At 57.1% G+C, this 24,318-nt stretch carries 23 protein-coding genes and 1 pseudogene; 16 read left to right on the top strand and 8 right to left on the bottom strand.

The window, feature by feature from the left end; translation table 11 throughout:
• Positions 1 to 144: 144 nt before the first annotated feature.
• On the bottom strand, positions 145 to 525 hold the full coding sequence (locus ACVWZF_RS12860) for a hypothetical protein (RefSeq protein WP_011433856.1): 381 nt from the start codon (positions 523 to 525) through the stop codon (positions 145 to 147).
• Positions 526 to 881: 356 nt separating this feature from the next.
• Here ACVWZF_RS12860 and ACVWZF_RS12855 point away from each other — a divergent pair, with 356 nt between their 5' ends.
• Together ACVWZF_RS12855 and ACVWZF_RS12850 are read left to right on the top strand one after the other, a co-directional pair.
• Positions 882 to 1,328, top strand: coding sequence for a Fur family transcriptional regulator (locus tag ACVWZF_RS12855; RefSeq protein ID WP_011433855.1), 447 nt, complete (start codon positions 882 to 884; stop codon positions 1,326 to 1,328).
• A gap of 202 nt (positions 1,329 to 1,530) precedes the next feature.
• The gene (locus ACVWZF_RS12850) at positions 1,531 to 3,912 is read left to right on the top strand and encodes a M48 family metalloprotease (RefSeq protein ID WP_011433854.1); all 2,382 of its coding nucleotides are present in this window, start codon (positions 1,531 to 1,533) and stop codon (positions 3,910 to 3,912) included.
• 50 nt (positions 3,913 to 3,962) lie between these two features.
• On the opposite strand, the gene ACVWZF_RS12845 is transcribed toward ACVWZF_RS12850, so the two are convergent.
• Positions 3,963 to 4,406: a phosphomannose isomerase type II C-terminal cupin domain gene (locus tag ACVWZF_RS12845; protein WP_011433853.1), complete on the bottom strand. Its 444-nt coding sequence runs from the start codon at positions 4,404 to 4,406 to the stop codon at positions 3,963 to 3,965.
• A gap of 197 nt (positions 4,407 to 4,603) precedes the next feature.
• Here ACVWZF_RS12845 and ACVWZF_RS12840 point away from each other — a divergent pair, with 197 nt between their 5' ends.
• From ACVWZF_RS12840 to ACVWZF_RS12820, 5 genes are all read left to right on the top strand, one after another.
• A complete protein-coding gene (locus ACVWZF_RS12840; RefSeq protein WP_011433852.1) occupies positions 4,604 to 4,987 on the top strand; it encodes a 2Fe-2S iron-sulfur cluster-binding protein in 384 nt (127 codons plus the stop codon).
• Entirely contained in the window at positions 4,987 to 6,300 is a 1,314-nt protein-coding gene (locus ACVWZF_RS12835; protein ID WP_457411607.1) for an O-antigen ligase family protein, read from the top strand. The genes ACVWZF_RS12840 and ACVWZF_RS12835 overlap by 1 nt, the downstream gene beginning before the upstream one ends.
• A gap of 122 nt (positions 6,301 to 6,422) precedes the next feature.
• A complete protein-coding gene (locus ACVWZF_RS12830) occupies positions 6,423 to 7,568 on the top strand; it encodes a quinone-dependent dihydroorotate dehydrogenase (RefSeq protein WP_457411606.1) in 1,146 nt (381 codons plus the stop codon).
• A 31-nt stretch (positions 7,569 to 7,599) separates the two neighbouring features.
• The gene (btpA, locus tag ACVWZF_RS12825) at positions 7,600 to 8,487 is read left to right on the top strand and encodes a photosystem I biogenesis protein BtpA (RefSeq protein WP_414329797.1); all 888 of its coding nucleotides are present in this window, start codon (positions 7,600 to 7,602) and stop codon (positions 8,485 to 8,487) included.
• 66 nt (positions 8,488 to 8,553) lie between these two features.
• Positions 8,554 to 9,642: a GGDEF domain-containing response regulator gene (locus tag ACVWZF_RS12820; protein WP_457411605.1), complete on the top strand. Its 1,089-nt coding sequence runs from the start codon at positions 8,554 to 8,556 to the stop codon at positions 9,640 to 9,642.
• On the opposite strand, the gene ACVWZF_RS12815 is transcribed toward ACVWZF_RS12820, so the two are convergent.
• Positions 9,618 to 10,469: a vitamin K epoxide reductase family protein gene (locus ACVWZF_RS12815; protein WP_011433847.1), complete on the bottom strand. Its 852-nt coding sequence runs from the start codon at positions 10,467 to 10,469 to the stop codon at positions 9,618 to 9,620. The two genes, ACVWZF_RS12820 and ACVWZF_RS12815, sit on opposite strands and share 25 nt — an antisense overlap.
• A gap of 36 nt (positions 10,470 to 10,505) precedes the next feature.
• A complete protein-coding gene (mutL, locus tag ACVWZF_RS12810; RefSeq protein WP_011433846.1) occupies positions 10,506 to 12,254 on the bottom strand; it encodes a DNA mismatch repair endonuclease MutL in 1,749 nt (582 codons plus the stop codon).
• Positions 12,255 to 12,580: 326 nt separating this feature from the next.
• On the opposite strand from mutL, the gene ACVWZF_RS12805 reads away from it, so the two are divergent.
• Entirely contained in the window at positions 12,581 to 13,243 is a 663-nt protein-coding gene (locus ACVWZF_RS12805; RefSeq protein ID WP_011431401.1) for a DUF3386 domain-containing protein, read from the top strand.
• A 114-nt stretch (positions 13,244 to 13,357) separates the two neighbouring features.
• Here ACVWZF_RS12805 and ACVWZF_RS12800 read toward each other — a convergent pair.
• Positions 13,358 to 13,474 (bottom strand): annotated as a pseudogene (locus ACVWZF_RS12800) (IS630 family transposase); the annotation flags it as partial.
• 11 nt (positions 13,475 to 13,485) lie between these two features.
• Between ACVWZF_RS12800 and ACVWZF_RS12795 the strand changes: the two are divergent.
• Both ACVWZF_RS12795 and ACVWZF_RS12790 read left to right on the top strand, forming a co-directional pair.
• Positions 13,486 to 14,262, top strand: a complete 777-nt coding sequence (locus ACVWZF_RS12795) for an SAM-dependent methyltransferase (RefSeq protein ID WP_011431400.1) — start codon at positions 13,486 to 13,488, stop codon at positions 14,260 to 14,262.
• A complete protein-coding gene (locus tag ACVWZF_RS12790; RefSeq protein ID WP_011433845.1) occupies positions 14,262 to 14,594 on the top strand; it encodes a cupin domain-containing protein in 333 nt (110 codons plus the stop codon). The genes ACVWZF_RS12795 and ACVWZF_RS12790 overlap by 1 nt, the downstream gene beginning before the upstream one ends.
• Here ACVWZF_RS12790 and ACVWZF_RS12785 read toward each other — a convergent pair.
• A complete protein-coding gene (locus ACVWZF_RS12785; protein WP_228375352.1) occupies positions 14,591 to 15,478 on the bottom strand; it encodes a TVP38/TMEM64 family protein in 888 nt (295 codons plus the stop codon). The genes ACVWZF_RS12790 and ACVWZF_RS12785 overlap by 4 nt on opposite strands.
• Before the next feature lie 133 nt (positions 15,479 to 15,611).
• Here ACVWZF_RS12785 and ACVWZF_RS12780 point away from each other — a divergent pair, with 133 nt between their 5' ends.
• A complete protein-coding gene (locus ACVWZF_RS12780) occupies positions 15,612 to 16,286 on the top strand; it encodes a Fe2+-dependent dioxygenase (RefSeq protein ID WP_011431398.1) in 675 nt (224 codons plus the stop codon).
• Here the strand turns inward: ACVWZF_RS12780 and ACVWZF_RS12775 are convergent.
• Together ACVWZF_RS12775 and ACVWZF_RS12770 are read right to left on the bottom strand one after the other, a co-directional pair.
• Positions 16,283 to 17,656, bottom strand: coding sequence for a di-heme oxidoreductase family protein (locus tag ACVWZF_RS12775; RefSeq protein WP_011433844.1), 1,374 nt, complete (start codon positions 17,654 to 17,656; stop codon positions 16,283 to 16,285). The two genes, ACVWZF_RS12780 and ACVWZF_RS12775, sit on opposite strands and share 4 nt — an antisense overlap.
• 45 nt (positions 17,657 to 17,701) lie before the next feature.
• A complete protein-coding gene (locus ACVWZF_RS12770) occupies positions 17,702 to 18,934 on the bottom strand; it encodes an imelysin family protein (RefSeq protein ID WP_011433843.1) in 1,233 nt (410 codons plus the stop codon).
• A gap of 390 nt (positions 18,935 to 19,324) precedes the next feature.
• On the opposite strand from ACVWZF_RS12770, the gene ACVWZF_RS12765 reads away from it, so the two are divergent.
• From ACVWZF_RS12765 to ACVWZF_RS12745, 5 genes are all read left to right on the top strand, one after another.
• Positions 19,325 to 20,359 (top strand): chlorophyll a/b binding light-harvesting protein, encoded by a 1,035-nt coding sequence (locus ACVWZF_RS12765; protein ID WP_011433842.1) that lies wholly within the window; start codon positions 19,325 to 19,327, stop codon positions 20,357 to 20,359.
• Between the two features lie 73 nt (positions 20,360 to 20,432).
• On the top strand, positions 20,433 to 20,942 hold the full coding sequence (gene fldA / locus ACVWZF_RS12760) for a flavodoxin FldA (RefSeq protein WP_011433841.1): 510 nt from the start codon (positions 20,433 to 20,435) through the stop codon (positions 20,940 to 20,942).
• Between the two features lie 47 nt (positions 20,943 to 20,989).
• A complete protein-coding gene (locus ACVWZF_RS12755; protein WP_011433840.1) occupies positions 20,990 to 22,570 on the top strand; it encodes a chlorophyll a/b binding light-harvesting protein in 1,581 nt (526 codons plus the stop codon).
• Positions 22,571 to 22,807: 237 nt separating this feature from the next.
• Positions 22,808 to 23,551 (top strand): alpha/beta fold hydrolase, encoded by a 744-nt coding sequence (locus ACVWZF_RS12750; RefSeq protein ID WP_011433839.1) that lies wholly within the window; start codon positions 22,808 to 22,810, stop codon positions 23,549 to 23,551.
• 215 nt (positions 23,552 to 23,766) lie between these two features.
• Positions 23,767 to 24,171: a universal stress protein gene (locus tag ACVWZF_RS12745; RefSeq protein WP_011433838.1), complete on the top strand. Its 405-nt coding sequence runs from the start codon at positions 23,767 to 23,769 to the stop codon at positions 24,169 to 24,171.
• The last annotated feature ends 147 nt before the right edge of the window (positions 24,172 to 24,318 follow it).

Raw genomic sequence — 24,318 nt, 5'->3', positions numbered from 1 at the left:
CCTACCGGGCCAGCCCCACAGATGTCGTTCGTGCCGTGGCGTCAGCGTTGCGGAGCAACAGTGTTGTGTAGCACCATGGGGTGCCGCAGGCATAGCACTTTTCACGGAAAACACCCTCTAAACATCCCGGCAACCGAGGGGGCATCAGCTCGTCAATTCCCAGCCACCCTCTTCCACAGGCTCTACATCGATGGTGCCGGGGGGTGTTTGCCGATAAAAACGTCCGTCTGCAACAAACAGCGGCTCTCCACAATTGGGGCAAAAGAAATGGCTGCCCTCAATGGCTTGCGATTCTGACCCACACACCGGGCAGCGATCGGTGGTAATCCAGCGGCGCGCCCACCAGCGAAAGGCCAGGAGCACCAACACCGGCAAGGACAGCAAAAACAGCAACAGAGCCACCAATCCAGTGACCAGCCACCCCAGCCCGACACTGGTCAGCAAAGCTGCCAACGCCAGGGATCCCAGCCAGAACCCCCAGCCACCCAGAGAAATGGAATAGGTTTTGGGCTGCTCAAACCGCATTTTCGTTTTCCTTCCCCGATCACTACGCTCGCTAACGCCGTCAGGATGCCGCGGGCCTTTTCTTGAGTATGTTAGCCTAGGCGCGCCCGAACACCAGAAACAGTCCGCCACATGGCTCTGCTCTGTAGGCTAGCTCATCCCGGATGGATGAGGGATTGGGTTTCCCGCACCCTTCCCGAGGCTCTCCCGGCAGCCCATGCGCCTCAGTTGCGTCCCTGTTCTATTGGGCCTGAACTGAGCCTGAACGATGTCTTCAGCAACCAAGTCGGGTGGTGTCGTCATAAATGAAGTTATTATCAATTACAGAACTTATTGACTGTTACGGCGACGTTGCCCAACAGCGGAGGGGCGGCATCATGGTCTACACCGAAGAGGCGTTCAAGGCAGAGCTCAATGCCAAAGGCTGGCGAGCCACTCGGCAGCGGGAGATCATCCTGCAAACGTTTCAAAACTTGCCTGAGGGCACGCATCTGAGCGCGGAGGAGTTGCACAAAAAGTTGCGGGAAGAAGGCCACAACATTAGCCTTTCCACCATTTACCGCACCGTCAAGCTGATGTCCCGCATGGGCATTTTGCGAGAACTGGAACTGACCGAAGGGCACAAACATTACGAGATCAACCAGCCGGCCCCCCACCACCACCACCATCTGGTGTGCGTCAAGACCAATAAGGTGATCGAGTTCAAAAACAACGCCATTCTTAACATCACCCAGAAGGTGGCAGAAAAGTACGGTTTCAAAGTGTTGGATTGCCAGCTCACCATTATTGGTATCAGCCCAGAAGGGCAGCGCTCGATTTTGTAGCCAAAAATTCCCAAAGCTCAGGTTCTCATGCTTTCCCAGAAGGGGAACTGTACTGGGCTGGTAGGAGGATGGGGATCCCGTCAACGGGAGGAAATGCCAGAATAGCTCCCGTGAGGCCAATCGGCAGTCGGCAACCGAGGCAACAGTTGAATGGTTGATGAATAGTTGATCTTCTTCACCCCACTAGATCCGGGAGAGGGCCATGAACGAACAGGAAGTGGTGCAGTGGCTGGAGCAGGCGCTGGCCAATCCCCACCTTAGATTACAGGCCAAAGCCCAACCGCTCCGGGACAGCCCCAAGGCTTATGCCCTTGTCATTATGATCAACCGTCCTGCCGGCCTTGCTCTCAACTATGAGGAGTTGACGGCCTGGTTCCAAAAGGCAATCCCCACTCGTTACCCCCAAGTCAAACGGTTGGCCCTCTACAGCCGCCCCATGGGCCAGCAGGCTGCCGACTGGAAAACTCAGGTGAGGCTGGATCCGGAGCCGACAACGACCAGATGGGATCCCGGGATGGAGTTCTCAGAGAGTCCGGATCTAAGCCGCTACTGCTTTGTCAGCAATCGCCAGTTGCTTACTGCCGACCTTCCTCAGCCGCCTGGTTTGCTCCGCCAGGCGGTTTTGGGTTTTCACAGCCTCACTTCTGGGCAAAAGCAGGAGGTTCTGCCCCTCCTGCCCACCTTGTTTCGCAATCCCAGCACCGTCTCGACGGTGATGCTGTCGGTGGAGGCAGCCCTGTGGCTGGAGCCTCTGAAAAGCCTGAATCCTCACGAGCTGCGTCTATTGAGCGTTTGGCTGAGCCGCTATTGCTTCAACCCCAGCCGCACCCTAGCGGAATTGGATCCCGCCACCTCAGGTCTCAAAACCGGACAAACCAAGCGCAGCTACCGCGCCCCTCAGGTGGGGGTTTCGCTAATGTTGGCCAGCTTTGCCGGCAACCTGACGGCGGCCTCAGGTGTGACCCTGAGCCTGCTGTTCGGTATGGTGTTTGTGCTTTTCCTGACCGTCTTGGGCAGCTTAGAGGGGGGATTCTCTCTGGGCTCTTTCATCTTCGCCATTCTGCTCACCCTCGCCTTCAATGCCCTGATCTTCTTTTTGTCCCCTTGGCTGATGGACTGGATCCAGCACAGCCTCTATGGCACCGAGTGGGTAAGCTTGGCGGAAATTGGGCGTCGCAGCCCAGAGAGTGCAGAGGTGATTCAACGGGTTTGCCGCCAGTACAAGCTGAAGCAGCCGAAGCTGGGGCTGATCCGCGACCAAAACCCCACTGCTTTTACCTACGGCAGCCTGCCGGACACGGCCCGCATCGTCGTCAGCGAAGGGTTGTTCACCTACTTGGAAGATGAGGAGGTGGCTACAGTTTACGCCCACGAGCTGGGGCATGTGATCCACTGGGATTTCGCCGTCATGACCCTGGCTTCCACGTTGGTGCAGATTCTCTACCTTCTTTACGTCTACATGCGGGATGCGCGCGACAACGGCAAAAGAGGCAGCCTCCGCTCCCTGGCCTTGGTCGCCTACTTTTTCTATGTGGCCGGCTCCTACTTGTTGCTGTATCTGTCGCGGGTGCGGGAGTACTTTGCCGACCACTTTGCTGCCGAAACCACCGGCAACCCCAATGGGCTCTCGCGGGCTTTGGTGAAAATTGCCTACGGCATTGTGCAAGAGGGAGAGCGGGAACAGGATGAGGAAACCCGACAGCGCAGTGCTCGCCTGCTGGAAGGAACGCGGGCTTTGGGGATCTACGATGCCAAGGCGGCGGTGATGGCAGGGACGGCCTACCGGGTTGCCTCGGATCCCGGCCAGGTGGGCAGGGTATTTTTGTGGGATCTGTTTAACCCTTGGGCCTGGTGGATGGAGCTGAACTCCACCCATCCCCTCACGGGCAAACGGGTACGGGCGCTGAGCACCTATGCGGAGCAACTGGATCTGCCGGTGGAGTTCGATATGGCCAGCGTGGTTGCCCAGGGCAAGCAGCTCAACCGGCAACAGCTCTACGGGAACTTTCTGCTGGATATACTGCTGTTGAACGCCGAGTGGCTGGGGGCGATTGTGGGGGCGCTGCTCGGGATCCCAGCCTTGCAGGTGGGCTTCTATGAAATGTTTGCCGGGCTGACCCTGATGGGGGTGGGCTTGGGCCTGCTGCTGAAGATGACGGTGATGTACCCCAGTCTGGAAAACCCGCCGGCGTTGACCGTGCTGAAGGCGATGAGCAATCCCTACGCCAGCCCCTTGCGCGGGTTGCCGATGCAGTTGGAGGGGCGGGTGATCGGGCGGGGGGATCCGGGCTATCGCTTCGGCTCCGATCTCAAGTTCCAGGATGAGACAGGGATGATCTTCCTGCGCTATGCTTCCCGCTTTGGGCCGCTGGGCAACTTCCTGTTTGGAGCGCGCCAGGCAGGGGGGGTAATCGGCCAAGAGGGATCCGCGGTGGGGTGGTTCCGACGGGGGGTGGCCCCTTACCTGGATCTGGCCCGCTTTCAAAGCCGCCATGGCCAGCTCATCACCAGCTACCATCCCTTCTGGCAGGCTATGTGGGCTGTGCTGTTGTTAGTGGTTGCCCTGCTGGTGATGCTGTTCTAGAGGATCGCGATCCTCAGCAGCGAAGAGCTCGCCTAGGCCATTGGGATTGGCTACTTTTGCCCACCGTTAACCCGGGCGTAGTCGTCGCTGAAGCGGACAATGTCGTCTTCGCCCAAGTACTGGCCGTTTTGCACCTCGATAATCACCAGAGGGATGACGCCAGGGTTCTCCAGGCGATGCTTGGTGCAAGGGGGCACGTAGGTGGATTGGTTGGCCGTGATGAGCTTTTCTTCATCTCCGCAGGTGACCTTGGCGGTGCCGGCAACGACGATCCAGTGTTCGCTGCGATGGTAGTGCAACTGCAGGCTGAGGCGATGCTTGGGCAAAACCACGATCCGCTTGATTTTGTAGCCAGGGCCCTCTTCCAGCACTGTAAAGCTCCCCCAAGGCCGACTTTCAGCATTGCTCTCGATCAGCTTGTTGAGGGTTTCGGCAGAGAGGGAAGGCGAAGGTTTTTCCGGTGAGGCCAGATTGGCATTGGGGGTTTCCAGCATGGGATGCTCTCCTTGGGAGGCCTACCTGTAGCTTATCTCAACAACCAACTCGAAGTCTGTTTGTTTATCTTTAGAACCACCAACAGATCGGCTTCAGCTCCTGGGGATCCCCAGCCGGTTCAGGTTTGGTGGGGTAGTGGTTAAAATCCTGTGGAATCATGAAAAAGATTTCTGCTCTGCAAAAAGGCCACTTCCCCATGCGTTCTTCCTCTTCTGTCCCTTCTTACCCGGTTCACATCCATGACCGCCAACGGGACACTCACTATCTAATCCAGGTGCCGGCGGATCAATACATTTTGGCCAGCGCCGAGGCCCAAGGGATCCAACTGCCCTTTGCCTGTCGCAACGGCGCCTGTACCACCTGTGCGGTGCGGGTACGGCGGGGATCCCTGTATCAGCCGGAGGCAATGGGCATCTCGCGGGAGCTGAAGGAGCAGGGGTATGGGCTGCTGTGCGTGGGCTATGCCCGCTCGGAGCTGTGGGTAGAAACCCAGGATGAGGATGAGGTGTACGAGCTGCAATTTGGGCGCTACTTCGGCCAGGGGCAGGTCAGGCCAGGGATCCCCATCGAGGATGAGTGATGTCTTCTTCGGCACCGGTTTCATCTCAACAACTGTCGCCGGATCCCTTGCCCTCTCAACCGCGGGGCTGGCTGCTGGCAGCAGCGGCGCTGATCCCGGTGAATCTGGCCCCCAGCTTACTCTTGGCTTTGGTGGGGACGATCCAGGGTTATACCCGCTATGGTGGGGCGATCCTGCGGGATCCCTTGTTTGGACTAGCGGCTCTCCTGAGCCTGGCTGTGGTGGGAGTGGCCTTTTGGGGGGAGGATTGGCGGCTGAGCCTGCCGGGGATGTTCAACTACTGGCCTTTTTTGTTGATGCTGCCGGCCTTTGCCGCTGTTCTGGCCTCTCGCGGTAGCGGGACGGAGTCCTGTCCTGTGGGCCGTCGGCGGTTGGCCCAGGTGTTGGTGCTGGGCAGCGGGCTGATGCTGCTTTTGGGTTGGGGAGAAGTGCTGTGGGGATGGCAGGGGCACTTCTTCTGGGGGCCGGTTTGGATTACGGGGGTTGCCGGGGGAGAGCGACCGGCGGCAGCCTTCACTTCCCCCAATACGCTGGCCATCTACCTGGTGATCCACCTGTGCTTGGCAGCAGGGCTGTGGCTGGATCAGGCCGACAAAGACTGGCCGAGGGTGGTAGGGCTGGGAGCTGTGTTGGGGCTGGGATCCCTCTTGTTGCTGCTGACGGCCTCTCGCAACGGCTGGGGAGCGGGGGGGCTGGCGCTGGTGATAGGGCTGGCCCTACGGCGCTGTTGGTGGGGGATCGGGATCTTGGTCGGCATAGGGTTGGCTGGTTTGGCTGCTGCTTGGGATTGGCCGGGCTGGCGGGCCGTAGTGCCCCGATTGATTTGGAGCCGTCTGGCAGACACCTTCGATCCTCAAGCGCTCTACTTTAGTTCCACCGCCAACCGGCTGGATGCTTGGCAATTCGCCCTGCAGATGGCGCGAGAGCGGCCTTTGACGGGTTGGGGCTGGCAAAGCTTTGCCGCTCTTTACAATGCTCAAGATCCGCCGGAGCTGCTGGGCCATTGCCACAATTTGTACCTGCACCTGGCGGCTGAGGGTGGGATCCCGCTGTTGCTGGGCCATCTGATCCTGTGGGGCTGGATTTTGGCGCGGGGATGGCAAGCTTGGCGGCGCTCGCAAGAAAGCGTCCTGTTGGGGATGCTGCTGGCCTTGACGGCATTTTTTGCCTCAGGGCTTTTGGACGTGGTGATGTTGGATGGCCGCATTCACCTGCTGGTAACCTTACTCTTGGGGGCAGTTTGGGGAGCCAGCCTTGAGCGGCAAAGGGACTCCATCTCCGGCAAAGAGCAAGCCCAGAGAGGTTACCGTTGAGTGCTGCAATGGGATATCCCTTAGCTGGCAGTGAGCCCGGAGTCCATCAGTTGCTCACCGATTTTTGCGACGCGGAAGCAAGCTACAGCCAAGGGGCAGTTTACCTGTAGAGGGTCTTTGCGGTGAACCTGTACCGAGATGTGTTGTGGCCTCTGCTTTTTTCTGGGCTGAGAGCTGATCCAGAAACGGTCAAGATGGCCCTGCTGCGCGCCTTGCATTGGATCGATGCCACCCAGGCCACCGGGATCCTATCGGCTCTGGAGCGACTGTTTTGCTACCGGGATCCCCGGCTAGCGGTGTCGCTGTGGGGCCTTACCTTTCCCAATCCCCTTGGATTGGCTGCGGGCTTCGACAAAGATGGCCTGGCTCTGGGCGTCTGGCCCAGCCTAGGATTTGGTTTTGTAGAGGTGGGCACCATCACTCCTCAGCCCCAACCGGGCAACCCCAAACCTCGCCTGTTTCAACTGCCCCAAGATCGCGCCGCCCTCAACCGCATGGGCTTTAACAACCAAGGGGCGGCGGCTCTGGCGGAACGGTTGCGCCGGCTACAGCAACGTCCCATCCCCATTGGAATTAACCTGGGCAAAGCCAAAATCACCCCTCTGGAAGAAGCGGCTGCCGATTACCTGGCCAGCTTCCGGCTGCTCCAGGAGCTGGGGGACTACTTTGTGGTCAACGTCAGCTCCCCCAACACGCCGGGGCTGCGATCCCTGCAGGCTGCTGAGCAACTGGAGCCCATCCTATCTGCCTTACAGCGGGAAAATCAGAAGCGAAAACCCCTCCTGGTGAAGATCGCTCCCGATCTGGACTGGCCCGACATCGACAGCATCCTGGAGCTGGCCCAAGACCATCAACTGGCCGGGATCGTGGCCACCAACACCACCCTCCGCCGCGATAACCTGAAAACCCGTTTCCTGCCTGGCCGCGGGATCCCCTTCGCACCAGCGGAGTCTAGGCCAATCCTTGCAGAAGCCGGCGGGATCAGCGGTGCCCCCTTGCGGGAGCGTTCCACCCAAGTCATCCGCTACATCCACCGCTCCACCCAAGGAAAATTGCCCATCATCGGAGTGGGGGGCATCTTCACCTTGGCCGACGCCTTGGAGAAACTGGAAGCGGGAGCCAGCCTGCTGCAGGTCTACACCGGCTGGGTTTACGAAGGGCCGGGTATGGTGCCGCAATTGCTCCGAGGCCTAGCCCGCTCTTCTCCCCCCAGCCCTGATGTTACACTTCCCCCAGAGAATACCCCTGTGGGTCAGATCCAGGCGTAAGATCGTTAGGGATCCCTGAGGAAGCTTGCCGGTGAACCTGCTGCAACACCTCTTCAAAACCCCCCATCCGGTCATTGGGGTGGTTCATTTGTTGCCGCTGCCCACCTCGCCCCGTTGGGGGGGGGACTTGGAATGGGTGATCGCTCAGGCAGAACAGGCAGCTACTGCCCTGGCTGCAGGAGGGGTAGACGGGATCCTTGTCGAGAACTTTTACGATGCCCCCTTTGCCAAGGATCGGGTGGACGCAGCGGTGGTCAGCGCCATGACCGTCATCGTCCAGCGGCTGAAAACCCTGGTCTCGCTGCCGGTTGGGATCAATGTCTTGCGCAACGATGGCTGCAGTGCTCTGGCAATTGCCGCCTGCGTGGGGGCGCAGTTCATCCGGGTGAATGTGCTCTGCGGGGCGATGGTGACCGACCAAGGCATTATCGAGGGGAATGCCTACCGCCTGCTGCGCTATCGCCGGGAGCTGGGGGCTAACATCAAGATTTTCGCCGATGTGCTGGTGAAACACGCCCAACCCCTAGGTCCCATCAGTCTGGATGCGGCCATCACCGACACGGTGGAACGTGGCCTGGCCGATGCCATCATCCTTTCCGGCTGGGCCACCGGCAAGCCACCCCTTCTGGAGGAGCTGGAGCTGGCCCGCAAAGTTGCTCCTCAGGTGCCGCTGCTCATCGGCTCGGGGGCTACTGCTGAAAACATCGGCAGCCTGATCCGGCGGGCAGATGGCGTGATTGTGGCCAGTTCTCTGAAGCGGTCTTCCCGTTCCGCAGGCATGCCGGCAGGCTATTCGGATCCCTTTCCCATGATCGACCCGATTCGGGTGCGGCAGTTTGTGGAAGCACTGCACCTTGCGCTCCGTGAGCGGGCCTCCAACCATGCTTGTCTGGCCGCTCCCGGCTCTGGTTCCAACTAGCCGTTGGCGCTAGGATTGGGATCTGGCTGCAATGGAGCGCTCCTCTTTAGACTATGTCATCAGACTATGTCGTCCCTTGATCTGGAGGGCTTGGATTCTGTATACCACCCTTCTGGTTCGGCTCTTGGGCCTGCAGAAGAAGCCTTTTGGAGCTCTGTTCCGGCTCGCACCCCCCGCATTTGGGTTGTTGATGATGACCCAGTGGTTCGTTGCTACATTATCAATGTTCTCAAAGGCTCTCAGTACTACGTGGAAAGCTGGGAAAGCGCCCGAGCAGCTTGGGATCCCTTGCAAAGCTTGGAAGAGAGCGAGTGGCCCGACATGGTGATCTGCGACTGGGTCATGCCTGAGATGTCGGGGGTAGAGTTCTGTTGCCGTCTCAAGGGATCCGCAGCAGGGCAGTTCGTCTATTTCATTTTGCTCACGTCCCGTTCTGAAGTTGAGGCTCGGGTAGAGGGGCTGGATGCGGGGGCGGATGAATTCATCACCAAGCCGGTCGATCCCGAGGAGCTGCGGGCGCGGGCAGGGTTACGTCTCCAGCGGCTCACCCAAGCTTTGGCCCAGGCCAACCGGCAATTGCGAGCCCGCAATGAGTTGTTGGAGTCTTTGTCTTTGACGGATCCCTTGACCGGGGCGTTGAACCGGCGAGCTCTGGATCAGGCGCTGCCCCATTTGCTCAAGCAGGTGGGGCCCCGCGGGGAGGCTCGCTACCGCTATCTCTGCCTGCTGATGATGGATGTGGATCATTTCAAGCAGGTCAACGACAGCTACGGCCACTACATTGGCGACTGTGTGCTGCAGGCCATCGTCGGGCGGCTGCAAAATCAACTGCGGCCCTCCAGCCTGCTCTACCGCTATGGTGGGGAAGAATTTGTTTGCGTTACGCCCGGGCTTAGCCCCCCCCGCTGCGGTCGCTACGCAGAGTCTCTGCGGCAGGCTATCGCCAAACGGCCCATTGACATCTCCCCCAAGCGCAGCCTGCCTGTTACCATCAGCATCGGTGGGATCGTGCTCAGCGAAGACTACTGCCCAGAACCGGAAACCGCCTTGCAGCAGGCGGATAGCGCGCTCTACCAGGCCAAGCAGGCAGGGCGCAACCGAGTTCACATCCTCATCCCGACTCCAGGGGTTTATCTGCCCTCTTCCAGCGGATAGCCAGAGGCCACCGCCAAGGCTTCCAGAGAGCGAACGCCTGTGTAGGTGCGGCCATTGATGATCCAGGTGGGATAGCTGGTGATCCCCGCTTCTGTGCATTCTTGAGCTTGGGGAGTGCCGGGGCCGTTGGGGGAGCACTCCACGTAGGGCACTTGGTCGAAAGCTGCCCCGAACAGCTCTTTCTGATCTTGACAATGGGGGCACCAATAGGCCCCGTACATGGTGCCGCCGATCTGCCGCAGGTGGGCTGCTAACCCTACCGCCAGGGGGCTAGGCGGGGGAACTTGGTTGGCGTACACCCCAATCGTGGTCACCAATGTGAGAAAGGCCACCAGAATGTAGCTGAAGGCCAGCTTGCCCCCATCCAGCCAGCGGTGGCCCAGCACGGTCACCAGCCCCAGCCCCGCCACCAAGATGATCGCGGTGGTGCAGTACATGCAGAATTGCCGTAGCACTGCCACCATCAGGTAAAGCATGTACATCTCAAAGGCGGTCATGGCGGAAACCAAGCCAAACAGGGCCGGCCAGCGCCACCGCTTCACCAATGGGAGCCCATCCGGCAGCACCGCCAGCGCCAAGACTCCCAGAAACCCCAGCAGGCCAACAGCCGCTGTCGGGATCCCCAAAAACTCTGCCCAACGGCTGGAGAGCACCAGGTCACACCCTCCATCCCCAGTGCAGAAGGCGGCGGGCTGCTCCGTCAGCTTGGTGTAGGTGAGATAGGCCGTCAACAGGGATCCCAGGCCGGCCAGGATCGCCAAGATCAGACGGGAATGGCGCTGCAGCCAGGTCTCTTCTTGGGCTTTGAGTTTGAGATAAGAAGCCATGGCGTTTCAGGGGTTTCAGCAGTTGGACACCCCCGATTATAGTGGGGCAGAACTGGCCTCGTCCGTGGGCTCCGACGCAGAAGAGCCGCTTGAGCGCCGCACCTGGGCGGCAAACCTATCTCCCAGCGGATCCAGCTCCCCCAGGGATCCCAGTTTGGAGTCGGAGATAGGCCGGTCGCAGAGACCCCAACGGCGGCGGAAGTAGCGGGCTAGATCTCTTTCTGCCAGGGCCAGGTACACCGGTCGGCCATGGGGACAAGTGTGGGGATTGGCGGTGCGCTGCCAAGCTTCCAACAGCTTTTGCATCTGCTCCAGGGTCAGCGGGATCCCGTTGCGCAGGGCGCCACGACAGGCCACTGTTACCTGGGCTGCCTGCAAATCTTGACAACCACTGAGCTCCAGCAGGGATCCCTGTACCTCTTCCGGATCTTCCGACCCTAAAGCCAGAGGGATGCGTCGAATGAGATGGGTATTGGGGCCAAAGGGTTCTGGCTCCAGCCCCAACTGCTCCAACCGCTCCAGGGCTTGGGGCGATAGTCCTTGCAGCGTTATGGGCGTCTCCGGTGCTACCAGTTGCCAATGCTGCCGGATGTACTCGTAGCGAACTCGCTCGTGGGCCAGGTGCTGCTCCACCAGCCATAGCCCCTGGGGATGCTCCGCCAAGATGTAGATCCGATGCAGTTGGGCCAGCGCCCTGAGGGGAGGCAAGGGAGAAGTTGGGCGGTCAGAGGGAGGAAGATGGCTCTGAAAATCGGGCGAGACTCGATAGACCACCTTGGCCTCGCTGGCCCGGATCAGATGCACAGAGCGGCGGCTGGCTTGCCCGGATCCCAATTGCAGAAGGGAGTGCAGGTGTTGGCGCAACTGCTCCTGGCGGGCCGTCAGATTCTCCAGGTAGAGCTCGCTTTTGGCAGGATGACGGTTCCAATCCACCTGCTCTGGGGGCAGGCGCAGGTGAACAACCACCAGTGGATGACGGTGGCGAGGCAACGCGTGGTGAAAAACCGACTGGATCAGCCGTTGCCAGTCGGGCATCTGCACAAACCGTCCGTTTACGGCCACACGGATCCAATCGGGGTGGGGGCGATGCAGGCGATCCGGCAGGCCCAGCACCACTTCCCAATCGCTATCCCCATCCTGGATCCGCCGATAGCGCAGATCCGTGGGATCCACCTGCGGCAACACCTGCAGCAGCAGATCTTGCAGAGATTTTCCCGGCCAGAGGCTGAGCAGCAATTGCCCTTCCTGATGCACCTGCCAACTGACCCAGGGATGGGCTAGGGCTGCATTCTGCACCAGGGTCAGGAGCGGGCGAGTTTGGGGCAAGGCCCGACGGCGCAGAGGCCAGTCGGCAAACAAATCCGCAACCGTGACCACCGTTCCCAAGGCAGTGGCTGCCGGCTGCTTGTGGATCAGCTCCCCCTGTCGGTCGTAGGCGGCCAGCCAGCCGTGAGCATCAGAAACGTGGCGGGTTTGGATAGCCAGGGATCCCAGCCGGGCCAGGCTGTGCAAGGCTTCGCCCCGAAACCCCAGGCTGCAACCGTCCAACTTGCTGGTGGTGTGGCGACGGGCCACCTGCTCCAGCTCCGAAGCGGGGATCCCTTGGCCGTTATCGGCCACCCGCACCTGCCAGCGGCTGGGCCAGATCTCCACCTGAATGCGGGTGGCCTGAGCATCGAGGGCATTTTCCAGCAATTCTCGCAGAGCAGCCCCCAGCGAGTCGATCACCTCTCCCGCGGCCATCTGGGCGATCCGCTCTGGGTTCAGGGGTTGGATTTTGGACATGGAGTGAGTTGAGAAAGCAGACTCTCTTCCTGCCAGCTTGTCGCCAAAAGGCCAACAGCGCCGAGCTTTAGCTTAGCTCTCTCCCTCTGTTGCCAGTGGACAGCGCCTTGCCAATGGTTTTCATTAACTTCAAGGCTCCCCTCAGGCCAAGTGAAGGATTGAGGTTCCGCCTTCCTGCCCATCGGTAACCGCCAAGAACTTCGAGAAATTTCGAGAACAAGAGAGCTGAGCGGGTGGCCAGTCATAAGGAAACCTTAAAATCCCAAGGCCAGCCATCAGCCTCTACTAGGATTTAAATAGTAAAATTTCTCATTAAGGAGGAGATTATGGCAGCACAGCAAGCTCCGGCCCGAGAGCTATTCAAGGAGGCTTTTGAGAATCGCTACACCTGGGACAAAGACTTTCCTGGCTACCGAGCTGAGATAACCTACTTTCCCAAAGAAGGTGACAGCAGCCTCTCCTTCTCAGGAGTTGTGAGTATTGACCGCAACATGAAGATCGATGTTGCCGGCGTCGAGGACGAGGAGATCCGCCAGAAAATACGGGAACAGATGTGGGAAGTCATGGTGCATCGCGTTCGTCATTCCTTCGACGAGGAACACGGTGGCCACACCTTTGCCTATGGAGAGCCACAAAATTCAGACATCACTGAAGTTCTTGTTTCGGGCTTATCTTCTACCGATAGGTACTGGGTTCAGGGCAAGCACATTCAAATGGTACATCGCCATCTTGCCAATCGGACAATTACAGTCTCAGTTCAAGAGTTTTACGATACAGGTGAGGGCTACCTACCCACTCACTACACTGCTGAGTATTGTAGCCCAGGAACTGGAGAAAAAACTCAAGCAAAGATGATCTACGAAGATCGTTATCAAAAAATAGGTCGGTATTGGATTCTGGTTGAGAGAAGAATTTGGGAAGAGCAGGATGGCCAAAAAAGTTCATCCCCTCAACTTTTCCTCTTCTCTAATATTCGATTTTTCGAATAGCTGAGAAAAATAAGTTTTTCTTTGCGGCTGTGGGCATCTCTCATTATAGAAGGTGATGAGTTGCTCACAGCCAAGCTCAAAACAGATGGCCACAGGGTACAGCCTGTCAAGGACTCAAGGGGTACAATAGCAGCACTTAGCAAACCAACTTCGGAAGGAGGATGGATTGATCAGTAGTAAAGAAGTCTTCACTATCTGCTCCATGCTATATTTCCCAATTCTGCAAAGCTTTGGAGTTACCTATGTCTAAGCTGGACTTAAAAAATGCACCTGGACACCAGGTACTGGCTGCGGCAGGTAAAAAGGCACTTCGACCGGGGGGCTTTGGCGCTACCGAACGGCTCTTCAAGTTTGCCGAGTTCCGTCGAGGAGAAACTGTGCTGGAACTTGCCTCAGGCCTTGGCTACACGGCTATTCGATTGGCAAAGCGCTATGGCATACATGTTACCGGCATTGAGAAAAATCCAGATAACATTGCTCGCACTCGCGCTAATGTTTCTGCAGCAGGGCTAGCCGGCCAAGTTGAGATCCTCGAGGGCGATATCTTTCACCTAGATCAAATCGATCAGAAATTTGACTATGTCTTGGCGGAAGCTATTTTAACAATGCAGTCCGATGCAGGAAAATCTAAGATTTTGTCAGGGATTTACAATTGCCTCAAGCCAGGGGGTAAGTTCCTCAGCCATGAGCTGCGAGTTGAGGGATCCAACAGCGACGCTATCCGCAAGGAGTTATCCTCCGTAATCCATGTCAATGCCAATCCTTTATCTACTGACAGCTGGCTTGCAACTGTTCAGCAAGCAAATCTTACGGTTGTCCAGTATGCCACCGGCCCCTTAACTTTGCTCAATCCCGTTGCTATTGCTACAGAGGAAGGATTGCCGACGCTCTTAACTATGGTGTGGAATGTGCTTACACGTCCTGTAATCCGGCAGCGGATCTTATCTATGAAGCAAATCTTTAGCCGATATCGAAATAACCTAGGCTACATCATACTGATTGCCAAGAAGGAGGCTTAATGATGTCTCTTGTCTCCCCTGAGTCACCTTTTTTGCAGCTCAAAGATCACATTGCTTATTCTGTGGAAGGAGTTCTCAGCAAGATCATTTGGAAAAGTGAAGTCTGCCAACATACTCTTTTCTGTATGGCGGGAGGCACAAGTATTTCCGAGCATACCTCCACAAGGGACGCTACTCTCCACGTCATTGAAGGAACTGGAGTCTTAACCCTTGCAGGTGAGAAGATCTCTCTATCTCCGGGCATATTTGTCTTAATTTCGGCAAATGTTCCCCATGAGTTAGAAGCCACTGCTGACCTTGCTTTTGTTCTGACTTTATCAAAGGCAAGTTAAGAACGCCGCCTTTTACTCAGCCAGCCGCTTAACATCGCCAAAGCAAACATTCCCAGCAAAGCAAAGCCCAGCAGCCACCTTCCCTGCTCTAGGATCCCTGCCCCCAGAGCCACTACTGGGGGTGTAGAGACGGCAATGCCCAAAGCTAGGGCGAGAAGAAAGTTCTGCCATTTTATTTGGGTTAGGCCGGCGGCGTAGGCGACAAAGTCGAATAGGCCCGTCATTAAAAAACCAGCTGTAAGAAAAATATTGTTTTCCAGATAGTTAGCTGAAAGGGCATCGACTTTGTACATCCATTGTCGCCCAACTACTCGCTGTACTAGGTCTCTACCAAACTTTCTGGCTAGGTAGAAGTTAAGTGTACAAGAGATAAAATCAGCAATTGCAATGTAAAGGATTCCCGATCCAAATCCAAAGAGGGCTCCTGCCAAGATGGAGTAAAGGGTGCTGGGTATGGCAGGAATAATAATACTCAGGGAGCGTAATCCAATCAGGGCAAGGGGTGCCCAGGGGCCTAGTTTTGCTATAAATTCTCGAGTTGCCTCTGGATCTAAGCGACGGGCCAGCAAGATGGCAGCTAACAGGACAACAAGCAACAACAGCAGTGAGAGGATGTCTTTCCTTTTTCTGGAATTGATTTTGCTGCTAGAGGACAAATCCTCTGAGGGGGTAGGGGACGATCCTACTGACTCGCCATCTGCTGACTTGTCAAAGGTAGTGCCGGGCGGATAATAGAGTTCATCCTTCAGGATCCAACCTGTTTTCTGTTGCAGATAGGCATGTGTGCTCAAGCCCAGACGCTTTGCCTCGGTGGCAACAGCCTTGTAGTCTAAGCCCAATAGCTCGCAGAGCTCTTTTTGTCGAATACCAGAAGGTGGCTGCATAGGGCAAAAGATCTCTACTTTCTCTGCTAGATGCTTAAGGTTTCCGAGGGATGCTCGAAGTAGGCATGATTTTCATAAGGCTTGTTTTGCTAGTGTAGAAGGTGTCATGTATTTTGCTTTTTAGAGGTTGATAATGATCTTGTGTATTGGCGATGTTCTTAGTTTAGCAGAATTGCAACAGATTCTGTCCCTCATAGCCGATGCTGAATTTGTGGATGGTGCTCTGACGGCAGGCTGGAATGCCAGGCTTGTCAAAAACAATAGGCAAATGCCAAAGGGATCCCTTCAGCAACGGAAGATAGAGGAGATTATCTTGGCAGCTCTAGAGCGTAATTTGTTGTTCCAGATGGCTGCCCGGCCCAAGCTCATTCATTCCATTTTAATTAGCTGCTACGAAGCGGGAATGTCCTATGGCACTCATACCGACGATGCGCTGATGCTCGATCGGCATCAGCTGATGCGCACGGATATTTCCTTTACGCTATTTCTAAGTGCCCCTGAAGACTATGATGGCGGTGAGCTGAAGATCGAGAGTAGCGAGGGGGAGCAAGCCTACAAGCTGCCGGCGGGTGCTTTGATCCTCTATCCTGCTTCCACCTTGCACCGAGTTGAGCCTGTAACCCGTGGGATCCGCTATGCTGCCGTCAGTTGGGTTCAAAGCCTAATTAGGGATCCGCAAGAACGCGAGATCCTCTTTGATTTACAGACTGTGCGGCAGCAGATGTTTCAGGAATCGGGCAAGACACGCCACTTTGATTTGATCTCCAAAGTTTACGCGAACCTGCTGCGGAAATGGGCAGAGCTCTAGAGGGATCGAAGAAAATAGAGCAGGGCTTCTCTGTCTTCAGCAGCCATATTTTTAAAGATCTCGCGGGAGCGTTCAGCTTCTCCCCCATGCCAGAGAATGGCCTCCTCGAGGCTGCGGGCGCGGCCATCGTGCAAATAGCCGGAGGAGGGCAGAACTGTCTGCGACAAGCCGATGCCCCACAAAGGGGGGGTGCGCCATTCTCGGCCCGTGGCCTCGAAGTCAGCGCGGCCATCTGCTAGTCCTTCGCCCATGTCATGCAACAGCAAATCGGTGTAGGGGTGGATGACTTGGTTGGCCAGGGCAGGGATCTCATGAATGCCGGTTTGTAGCTCTGGTCGGTGACACTTGGCGCATTGGGCTTGGACGAAGAGCTTTTCCCCTCGCTGAACTTGGGGATCCTGCCAAAGGGCGCGGCCAGGCACGGCCAGGGTTTGCACGTAAACGGTTGTCGCTTGGAGAGTGGCCTCGTCGATATCTTGGCTGCCATCCGCGGCCGGAAAAAGAGGATTCGTGACACCCATGTCGTTGGCGTAGGCGGCCGCAGTTTGTTGCCTGAGGTTGGGGGTATTGGCTTTCCAACCAAACCGTCCCAGCACCAGACGCTGCTGCTCTTGATCCCAAACCAAGTTGGGGCGGCCAGAGATGCCATCCCCATCGGCGTCGTCAGGATCGGCTGCTGCCAGGATCCTAGAAGCGGGAACGGCCTCCAGTAGGCCCGCTCCAAACACCGGCTGGGGGATCCGCAGGGAGATGAGGACAGGATCGATGGGCGATCCCTCCAGAGTTAACAGCTTTACAACAGGAGAACGCAGCCTGTAGGGAGTTCCGTCGGCGTACTCTCTGGTCTGCTCTACCCAGTGCAACTCCACCTTGGCCTCTGGCCGATAGCCCCGAACGGCCTTTTCTTGAACCTGCGTGCCGATGCCGGCCACAGGGGGAGTGTTGCTATGAGGAGCAATGGCCTCCCATCCAAAAGGCTGGGGATCCCCGCTTCTATCCAGGGATCCAACCTGGCTGACTCTGACGACCCGCTGCCCCTTGTCAGGAAAACCTCGGCCGTTTTTAACATGACAACCGGCGCAGGAGTTGTTGTTGAACAGAGGCCCAAGGCCGGGGTTAACAGGCGCCGGAGCGGTGACGAAGCGAGCCTCAAAGGCGATGTCCCCCAGGGCATGCAACCTGGCCCAGCGGGGATCCAAGTTGGGAGCCGGCTGCTCGTAGGCTGTTGAGGTGCGGTTCCAAAGGGTTGTTTCGCCACCCGCTCGAGGGGGCAATGGCTGGGATCCCTCTGGGGCAGCGGGGAAAGCCAGAAAGCTCGCCGCCCAAAGAGAGGCCAATCCCAGCATGAAAATCTGGAGAAGACGACGCATCGGCTATCAAAATATCGGCAACTCAGCTCTTTTGGGACTTTCTTACTACTGCAGGAGCGGCACAACTTCCTGAGCAAAGCTGTCGAAAGCGTCTTCAATTTTTTCCATAGCGGCAGTAATAGATCCACGGGCATTGGCATCGCAAAGGCTTTTTTCGATAGGGGCAGGGATCCCCTGGAGAGCCGCCGCCGCTGCTTGTAACTCCGACTGAATTTGACTATCCAAATTGGGATTGATGTCCCGGACAAATTGGCTCAGGCCACGACCTTTTCTATCTCTAAATCCGCCCAAGTAAGCATACTGAACGCTGCGCACATTGGCCTGGAACTCCGGCAGCGAATGGTGGGCAAAGCGACTTTCCAGCAGAAAAGGATTTTGCTGGGCGAAGGCTTCGCCAATTTTGACCTTGCCCAGCTCGTCCAACATGCCGAGAATACCTTGGGCTATTTCTTCAGCAGCAGCTTGCAGCGTGAGATAACTCTTGCTGCCCTCGCCGGCTTTTACCCATTCTTCGCGAAAAGCAGGCAGCCCTTGCACTCCCTCTGTCCAGCTTTTGAGCAGCTTTGCCGCCGTATCCGCCAAAACTGGGCCAAGGGCAGCCAAGTACTCCCGATCCCGCTCGGTAAAGTCTTGCAAAGACTTGTTGTTATCCACGCCAAAGAGCAAGAAGGCCACGGCATGAAATCCCTTTTGCCCGCTTTCCAACTCGGCCACGGTCTCTGGAGTGAGGGGATCGCCGCTGTTGAGAACTTCCAGCACCTCCACCTCGTTCAGGGGCCATTCGTCCAAATCCGCATCCAGCCCCAAATAAGCCGCCGGCCCAAAGGCAAAAGCCTCGCTCTCCTCCCAAGTGATGCGGGCAACAGACCAAGCCTGGCGAGCCGCTTGCAAAGTCTGGGCATTGGGATCTTGCACGAAGGCCTGGATGGCCTGAGACAGGGCCTGGGTATCGGCGACCAACTGCTCATAGGCAGGGATCACCACCTGATCGGCAAAGTCGAGCAAAATCTGCCGATCCTGAAACCGCTGCTCAGGAGAGAGCACAACGGCTGGCCGGCGAGAGCCTGCCCCTTCTTCCCCACCCTCGCCGCCGCCATCCACCGGGATAGGCCGACACTCCGGGTTCATTTGAGCTGCCTGCTGAGGCGAAGCCTGGCTCAGGGCCGGTGGATCCCCGCCGCCCGCAGCCGAGGGATCCTTTTGGGTTTCCCCGCAAGCGGCCCCGCTGACCAGAACATAAAGCCCTATCCCCGTCCACAGCTTCAGATACCTCGACATCTCCTCCGACTCCTTTGCCCTCGACTTGGCCAACTTTGGCTTGATTGTAATCCAGCTATTGCGACTCAATCTTAAGAAGGGAGAGATTTTTATCACCGGCTGCCACCGGATCGCCCGGCTCGTCCCTCTGCGGGCCAGCTTCCATCTGCAGCTTCCCCAGGTGGGGCTATGGGCGGATACAAGTCCGACTCTTAACAAAACTTAACTCTAAAGACATTGATATTTGTTTGCAAGAAGCCTAGAGTAGGTCACAGCTCGCTGTTGAGATTTACTCTCAACAGTTGGTTACGTGTCTCGAAAGGATGTGTCCGTGCGGCCAGAGGCGGGCCTGGGGCAAGGTCTCTGGCCTTTTCCTAGAAAAGCTTGTTTAGAAACGCAAGAGGAGCGGAGATGACAGCGACGACACTCAAGCAAGAAGGGGGATCTAGCTCGCAACAACAGATCCCGTGGTGGGCGGGCAACGCCCGTTTGACCGATCTTTCTGGCCGGCTGCTGGGGGCGCATGTGGCCCATGCCGGGCTGATCGTTCTCTGGGCAGGGGCGATGACCCTGATCGAGTTGGCCAAGTTTGACCCCAGCCGACCGATGTATGAGCAGGGGCTGATTCTCTTGCCCCACCTGGCCAGCTTGGGGCTGGGGGTGGGATCCGGCGGGGAAGTCCTGGATACGGATATCTACTTTGCGGTGGGAGCGATCCACCTCATCAGCTCTGCCTTTTTGGGGTTTGGCGGCATTTTTCATGCCCTGCGCGGGCCGGCGGTGCTGGATCCCAAAGCCTTTCCCCTGTTTAGCTACGACTGGCAAGACAAAAACAAGATGACCACCATCCTAGGGATCCACCTGGTGCTGCTGGGATTGGGAGCCTGGCTTTTGGTGCTCAAGGCAGTGGTGTTTGGCGGCTTGTTCGACCCGGTGGCAGGAGAGGTGCGCCTGGTGTCTCCCAACTGGAACCCCTTTGGCCACCTGTTGGGCATAGAAGGGCGCCACTGGATCGCCGGGGTGGACACTTTAGAAGACGTGGTGGGCGGCCACCTCTGGCTGGGCTTGCTCCTGGTGTCAGGTGGGGTTTGGCATATCGCGACCAAGCCTTTTGCCTGGGCAGAACGGATTTTTATCTGGTCTGGGGAAGCTTATCTTTCCTACAGCTTGGGAGCTTTGGCCTTGATGGGATTTATTGCCGCCTATTTCGTTGCCGTTAACCCAGTGGTCTATCCCGAAGTTTTCTATGGGCCGCTGCTGCAGGTGGGCTTGGATCGCTATCCCTTTTTTGAGCAAGGAGAGGCTCTCACGTCTAGGGTTTGGCTGGCCAATGCCCACTTTTGGCTGGCCTTTTTCTTCCTTCAGGGCCACCTTTTCCATGCCCTGAAAGCCCGAGGATTCAATTTCCGTACCGGCAGAGTAGAGCTCGCTGCACAGCAGGCCTAACGGCACGCTGAAGGCATTGACTATCTAGCCATCTGATTTTGAGCTTCGCACTTGCAGTTTCGAGGTAGGAGCAATGGCAAAAATAGGTCTATTTTTCGGCACTCAAACCGGAAATACCGAAAGAGCTGCCGAGATGATTCAAAAAGAGCTGGGCGAAGACAATGTAGATTTAATTGACATTGCCGAGGCCAGCATTGAGGACTTTGAGAAGTACGACTACTTAATCATCGGCTGTCCAACTTGGAATATTGGGGAGCTTCAGGCTGATTGGGATGGTTTTTTCCCAAATTTGGATGAGATCGATTTTTCCGGTAAGACGGTAGCCTACTTTGGAGTTGGGGATCAGTTGGGCTATCCCGACAACTTTCAAGATGCCATGGGGATCCTGGCCAAAAAAATTGCCGAGCGTGCCGGCAAAAATGTCGGCTCCTGGCCTACAGAAGGCTACGAGTTCAACGAGTCTAAGGGAGTGGTTGACGGTGAGTTTGTCGGCCTTGCTCTGGACGAAGATAACCAACCAGAGCTGACGGAAAAACGAATTAAAGAGTGGACGGCTAAACTAAAAACGCTCTTCAATCTGTAATTCAAACCCGGCTTCTTAACTTGTCATTGATACTGTGGGAGTTTGTCATGACCGGCGCAGTTCTATCTTCATCGCCTACTTCTGCTGAGGGATCCCCTCAGGTCAGTTGGTTGGCAGGGAATGCTCGTTTGCTCAACCTATCCGGAAAGCTGCTGGGGGCCCACGTGGCCCATGCGGGGCTGATCATGCTGTGGGCCGGCGGCATGACCTTGTTCGAGGTGGCCCACTGGGATCCAAATCAACCTATGTACAGCCAGGGGCTGATTTTGTTGCCCCATCTGGCCAGCTTGGGCATCGGCGTCAACGCAGAAGGGGTGGTTACGGATCCCTATCCCTTTTTTGTCGTGGGCGTTCTGCACCTAATTGCCTCGGCAGTGCTGGGGGCAGGAGGGATCTTCCATGCCCTTTTGGGACCAGAGGTGCTGAGCAAGGGGAAAACCTTTGCCGAGTTTTTCGGCTACGACTGGGAAGATGACGACAAGATGACCACCATCCTCGGCATCCACCTGCTGCTGCTGGGGCTGGGTGCATGGCTGCTGGTGGCCAAGGCTCTCTTTTGGGGAGGGCTGTACGATGCCAACCTGGGCCGCGTGCGGATCGTTGCGGATCCCACCCTCAATCCGCTGCGGATCTTTGCCTACCTGACGCCGCTCATGGGTCAGCAGGGCATGGCCGCCGTGAACAATCTGGAAGATCTGGTGGGAGGGCACATCTATGTCGGCCTGCTCTGTGTGCTGGGGGGATGGTGGCACATAGCCACACGGCCCTTTGCCTGGGCCAAGCAGGTGCTGATCTACTCGGGCGAAGCCTACCTCTCCTACAGCCTGGGGGCCCTGGCCTACATGGGCATCTTGGCGGCCTATTTTGTCAGCGTCAACGAGATCGCCTATCCGGTGGCTTTCTACGGGCCGCTGGGGCTGGCTGCCGACGAGATGGGTGTGGTGAGCAGCCGTACCTGGTTGGCTACAGCCCACTTTGTCTTGGGGATCCTGTTTTTGGCGGGGCACATCTGGCATGCCATCCGGGCGCGGGCGGCGGCCAGCGGCTTTGACTTCCAGCACGGGGGCTGGGTGCGAGCCACAGATCCGCAGGTGGGCAACTTGGACACGCCGGTAAACCGGGGCGATCTCACCCTGCTGCTGCTGCAAAACCTGCCCATCTACCGGGAGGGCCTCTCTCCTTTTTTGCGCGGCTTGGAGATCGGCATGGCTCATGGGTACTTCCTGGTGGGGCCGTTTTACAAGTTGAGTCCGCTGCGGAATTCGGAGCAGGCCCTGACGGCAGGGACGCTGGCGACCATCGGCCTGGTGCTGATCCTGACGGTTTGTCTCTCCATTTACGGACGGGTGTCCTTTCCTCGCTCGCGGCTGGTGGCAGTGGTCAATACCCCCTACGGCGAGGTGGCCTATCCGACGCCGGGCGTGCAACTGATGGCCGAATCGCAGGGATCCCCTCAGCCGGTGCGAGTACCGGCAGGATCGGAGGACTTGCCCGAAAACTTGCGCACCCGTGCCGGCTGGAGCCAGTTGGCGGGAGGGTTTCTGGTGGGCGGCGTTGGCGGTGCCCTGTTTGCCTACATGCTCCTGAACAGTGCGGACGTGTTGGCCCAGATTTTGCCTGGGCTGTGAATGAGGTTTGAGGCTCCCTGGTTCGGGGATCTGCAGAAAGGAGAGGGGTATTGTCCCCTCTCCTCTATCCAGATCGGCTCGGATCCTTTGGGCCGCATTTTCCAATGGCAATTGCACTGTTCACAATTGCATGGTTCAACCGCACTTTGCCGGTTGGTTTCTGGCTACTGGACTTTGTAGATCTTTTGTTTGGCTAGCAGCCTTGATGGTTTTAACAGTCGAGATGGAATAGCGAATATGAGTTTAAGCTCCGCTTCTGCGCTCGCTTTTGAGGCCCTGTATCTGGGCATTTCTCCCAGTCTCAAGCTCTTTGATCAGCCTTTATTAGGATCCCTGGGGAAATGCTTTCGGATAGCCTACTGGGAGTACCACCAAACCCAGGATGAGCCTTGTAGCCTGGAGACTGTAATCACGCTGCTATACGAATATCTCAAAGCTTGGGATCGACCCGTTCATCTTATCGGCCACGGCTTGAGCGGGGTGGCCGCTTATCTTTTTGCCTGCCGTTACCCACAGCGGGTACAGTCTCTGACCTTGCTGGCCGTGGGAGGTTGGCCTGCTACCACTTGGCATGCCCATTTCTATGTGCAGCGAAAAATCTTTTGCTGGAGTCGGGAACAACTCTTGGTGCGTATAGCCCAGAGCCTTCTACCTACTTCAGAACAGTGGCGAGCACGCTCACTCTCCTATGCTCTGGCTAAAGATTTGGATACTTCTCCCATACCTCACTCCCTATTTCAGGTGATAGCGATTCCAGCCCAGAAAGTGTCGGTGCCGATGTTGGTTTGCGCCAGCAAGGATGACCCCATTGTGGATCCTGCTTCGCTCGAGAAGTGGAGAAACCACCTAAAGCCAGGGGATCAAATGTGGTTTTGCCCTGGGGGGCGACACTTTTTTCATCATTCTTTTCCAAGTTTGGTCAATCTGAAAATAATGGATTTTTGGCAGGAATTGCGTAAACTTCAGCCCAGCATGGCTTAGGGCGGCTGGACTTTCGCGGGATGATAGAATGGCTACTCATCCAAACAGCAGAGGAGCTCCGTTTGCAGCTAGGGCGAAGCAGCCCAGGTGGAGCCCCTGACAACAGGAAAACGGGCAGGGGTGGAATGAGGCCATTGAGCTCCCGGTAAAATTGATAGAATAGGGCAAGCCCCCAACTTGGATAGGGAATGGGCTTGACCGCGGAATCCTCGGCTATGTTCGACAAACTGCTCTTTCCCATCGATAACTCGCGTGAAACCAGCCACGCCTTGCCCTTGGTGGCGGACATAGCACAGCGCTACAAGAGCCAAGTGTATTTGCTTTCTGTGCTGGATGATACGGAGCTTGACCCGGAGCGAGCCGAGCAAGCCCGGCAGAACATCCACAACCTGCTTAAGCAAACGGAGTCTGGCCTGCATCAAATCGGCCTTAGCAACGTCAAGAGTGAGTATCGAGAGGGGAAGGTACCTTTTGTCATCTGTGATGTGGCAGACGAGCTGGAGATCAGCCTGATTGTGATGGGCTGCCGCGGCCTCACCCTATCTGGAGAGGGGCAGAACAACTCCGTGAGCCACCGCGTGATCGATCTCTCCCCCTGCCCGGTGTTGGTCGTGCCCTGAGGAGAGGGATCCCATTGACCAAAAGGCGCGGCAAGCCCCGTCCTTCAGGGCGGGGAAGGATAGCGCCGACCGTAGCCGACGCCCTTTAAAAACGCAGTGCCGGCCATGTGAATATCGTTGTCATCACGCATAGGCCAAGAATACGAT

Source organism: Thermostichus sp. OS-CIW-30, assembly GCF_054060215.1.
Note: the sequence above shows the minus strand (reverse complement) of the source record. Positions and strands in the feature narration are given on the sequence as shown.

What these genes read in the sequence shown, in the direction of transcription:
- ACVWZF_RS12835 (WP_457411607.1), top strand. Translation starts at nt 4,987, where the DNA reads ATGTCTTCTTCGGCACCGGTTTCATCTCAACAACTGTCGCCGGATCCC.
- ACVWZF_RS12840 (WP_011433852.1), top strand. Translation starts at nt 4,604, where the DNA reads ATGCGTTCTTCCTCTTCTGTCCCTTCTTACCCGGTTCACATCCATGAC.
- ACVWZF_RS12775 (WP_011433844.1), bottom strand. Translation starts at nt 17,656, where the DNA reads ATGCGTCGTCTTCTCCAGATTTTCATGCTGGGATTGGCCTCTCTTTGG.
- ACVWZF_RS12785 (WP_228375352.1), bottom strand. Translation starts at nt 15,478, where the DNA reads ATGCAGCCACCTTCTGGTATTCGACAAAAAGAGCTCTGCGAGCTATTG.
- ACVWZF_RS12805 (WP_011431401.1), top strand. Translation starts at nt 12,581, where the DNA reads ATGGCAGCACAGCAAGCTCCGGCCCGAGAGCTATTCAAGGAGGCTTTT.
- ACVWZF_RS12750 (WP_011433839.1), top strand. Translation starts at nt 22,808, where the DNA reads ATGAGTTTAAGCTCCGCTTCTGCGCTCGCTTTTGAGGCCCTGTATCTG.
- ACVWZF_RS12860 (WP_011433856.1), bottom strand. Translation starts at nt 525, where the DNA reads ATGCGGTTTGAGCAGCCCAAAACCTATTCCATTTCTCTGGGTGGCTGG.
- ACVWZF_RS12855 (WP_011433855.1), top strand. Translation starts at nt 882, where the DNA reads ATGGTCTACACCGAAGAGGCGTTCAAGGCAGAGCTCAATGCCAAAGGC.
- ACVWZF_RS12850 (WP_011433854.1), top strand. Translation starts at nt 1,531, where the DNA reads ATGAACGAACAGGAAGTGGTGCAGTGGCTGGAGCAGGCGCTGGCCAAT.
- ACVWZF_RS12765 (WP_011433842.1), top strand. Translation starts at nt 19,325, where the DNA reads ATGACAGCGACGACACTCAAGCAAGAAGGGGGATCTAGCTCGCAACAA.
- ACVWZF_RS12755 (WP_011433840.1), top strand. Translation starts at nt 20,990, where the DNA reads ATGACCGGCGCAGTTCTATCTTCATCGCCTACTTCTGCTGAGGGATCC.
- ACVWZF_RS12780 (WP_011431398.1), top strand. Translation starts at nt 15,612, where the DNA reads ATGATCTTGTGTATTGGCGATGTTCTTAGTTTAGCAGAATTGCAACAG.
- fldA (WP_011433841.1), top strand. Translation starts at nt 20,433, where the DNA reads ATGGCAAAAATAGGTCTATTTTTCGGCACTCAAACCGGAAATACCGAA.
- ACVWZF_RS12795 (WP_011431400.1), top strand. Translation starts at nt 13,486, where the DNA reads ATGTCTAAGCTGGACTTAAAAAATGCACCTGGACACCAGGTACTGGCT.
- ACVWZF_RS12745 (WP_011433838.1), top strand. Translation starts at nt 23,767, where the DNA reads ATGTTCGACAAACTGCTCTTTCCCATCGATAACTCGCGTGAAACCAGC.
- ACVWZF_RS12815 (WP_011433847.1), bottom strand. Translation starts at nt 10,469, where the DNA reads ATGGCTTCTTATCTCAAACTCAAAGCCCAAGAAGAGACCTGGCTGCAG.
- ACVWZF_RS12820 (WP_457411605.1), top strand. Translation starts at nt 8,554, where the DNA reads ATGTCGTCCCTTGATCTGGAGGGCTTGGATTCTGTATACCACCCTTCT.
- mutL (WP_011433846.1), bottom strand. Translation starts at nt 12,254, where the DNA reads ATGTCCAAAATCCAACCCCTGAACCCAGAGCGGATCGCCCAGATGGCC.
- ACVWZF_RS12770 (WP_011433843.1), bottom strand. Translation starts at nt 18,934, where the DNA reads ATGTCGAGGTATCTGAAGCTGTGGACGGGGATAGGGCTTTATGTTCTG.
- ACVWZF_RS12790 (WP_011433845.1), top strand. Translation starts at nt 14,262, where the DNA reads ATGATGTCTCTTGTCTCCCCTGAGTCACCTTTTTTGCAGCTCAAAGAT.
- ACVWZF_RS12845 (WP_011433853.1), bottom strand. Translation starts at nt 4,406, where the DNA reads ATGCTGGAAACCCCCAATGCCAATCTGGCCTCACCGGAAAAACCTTCG.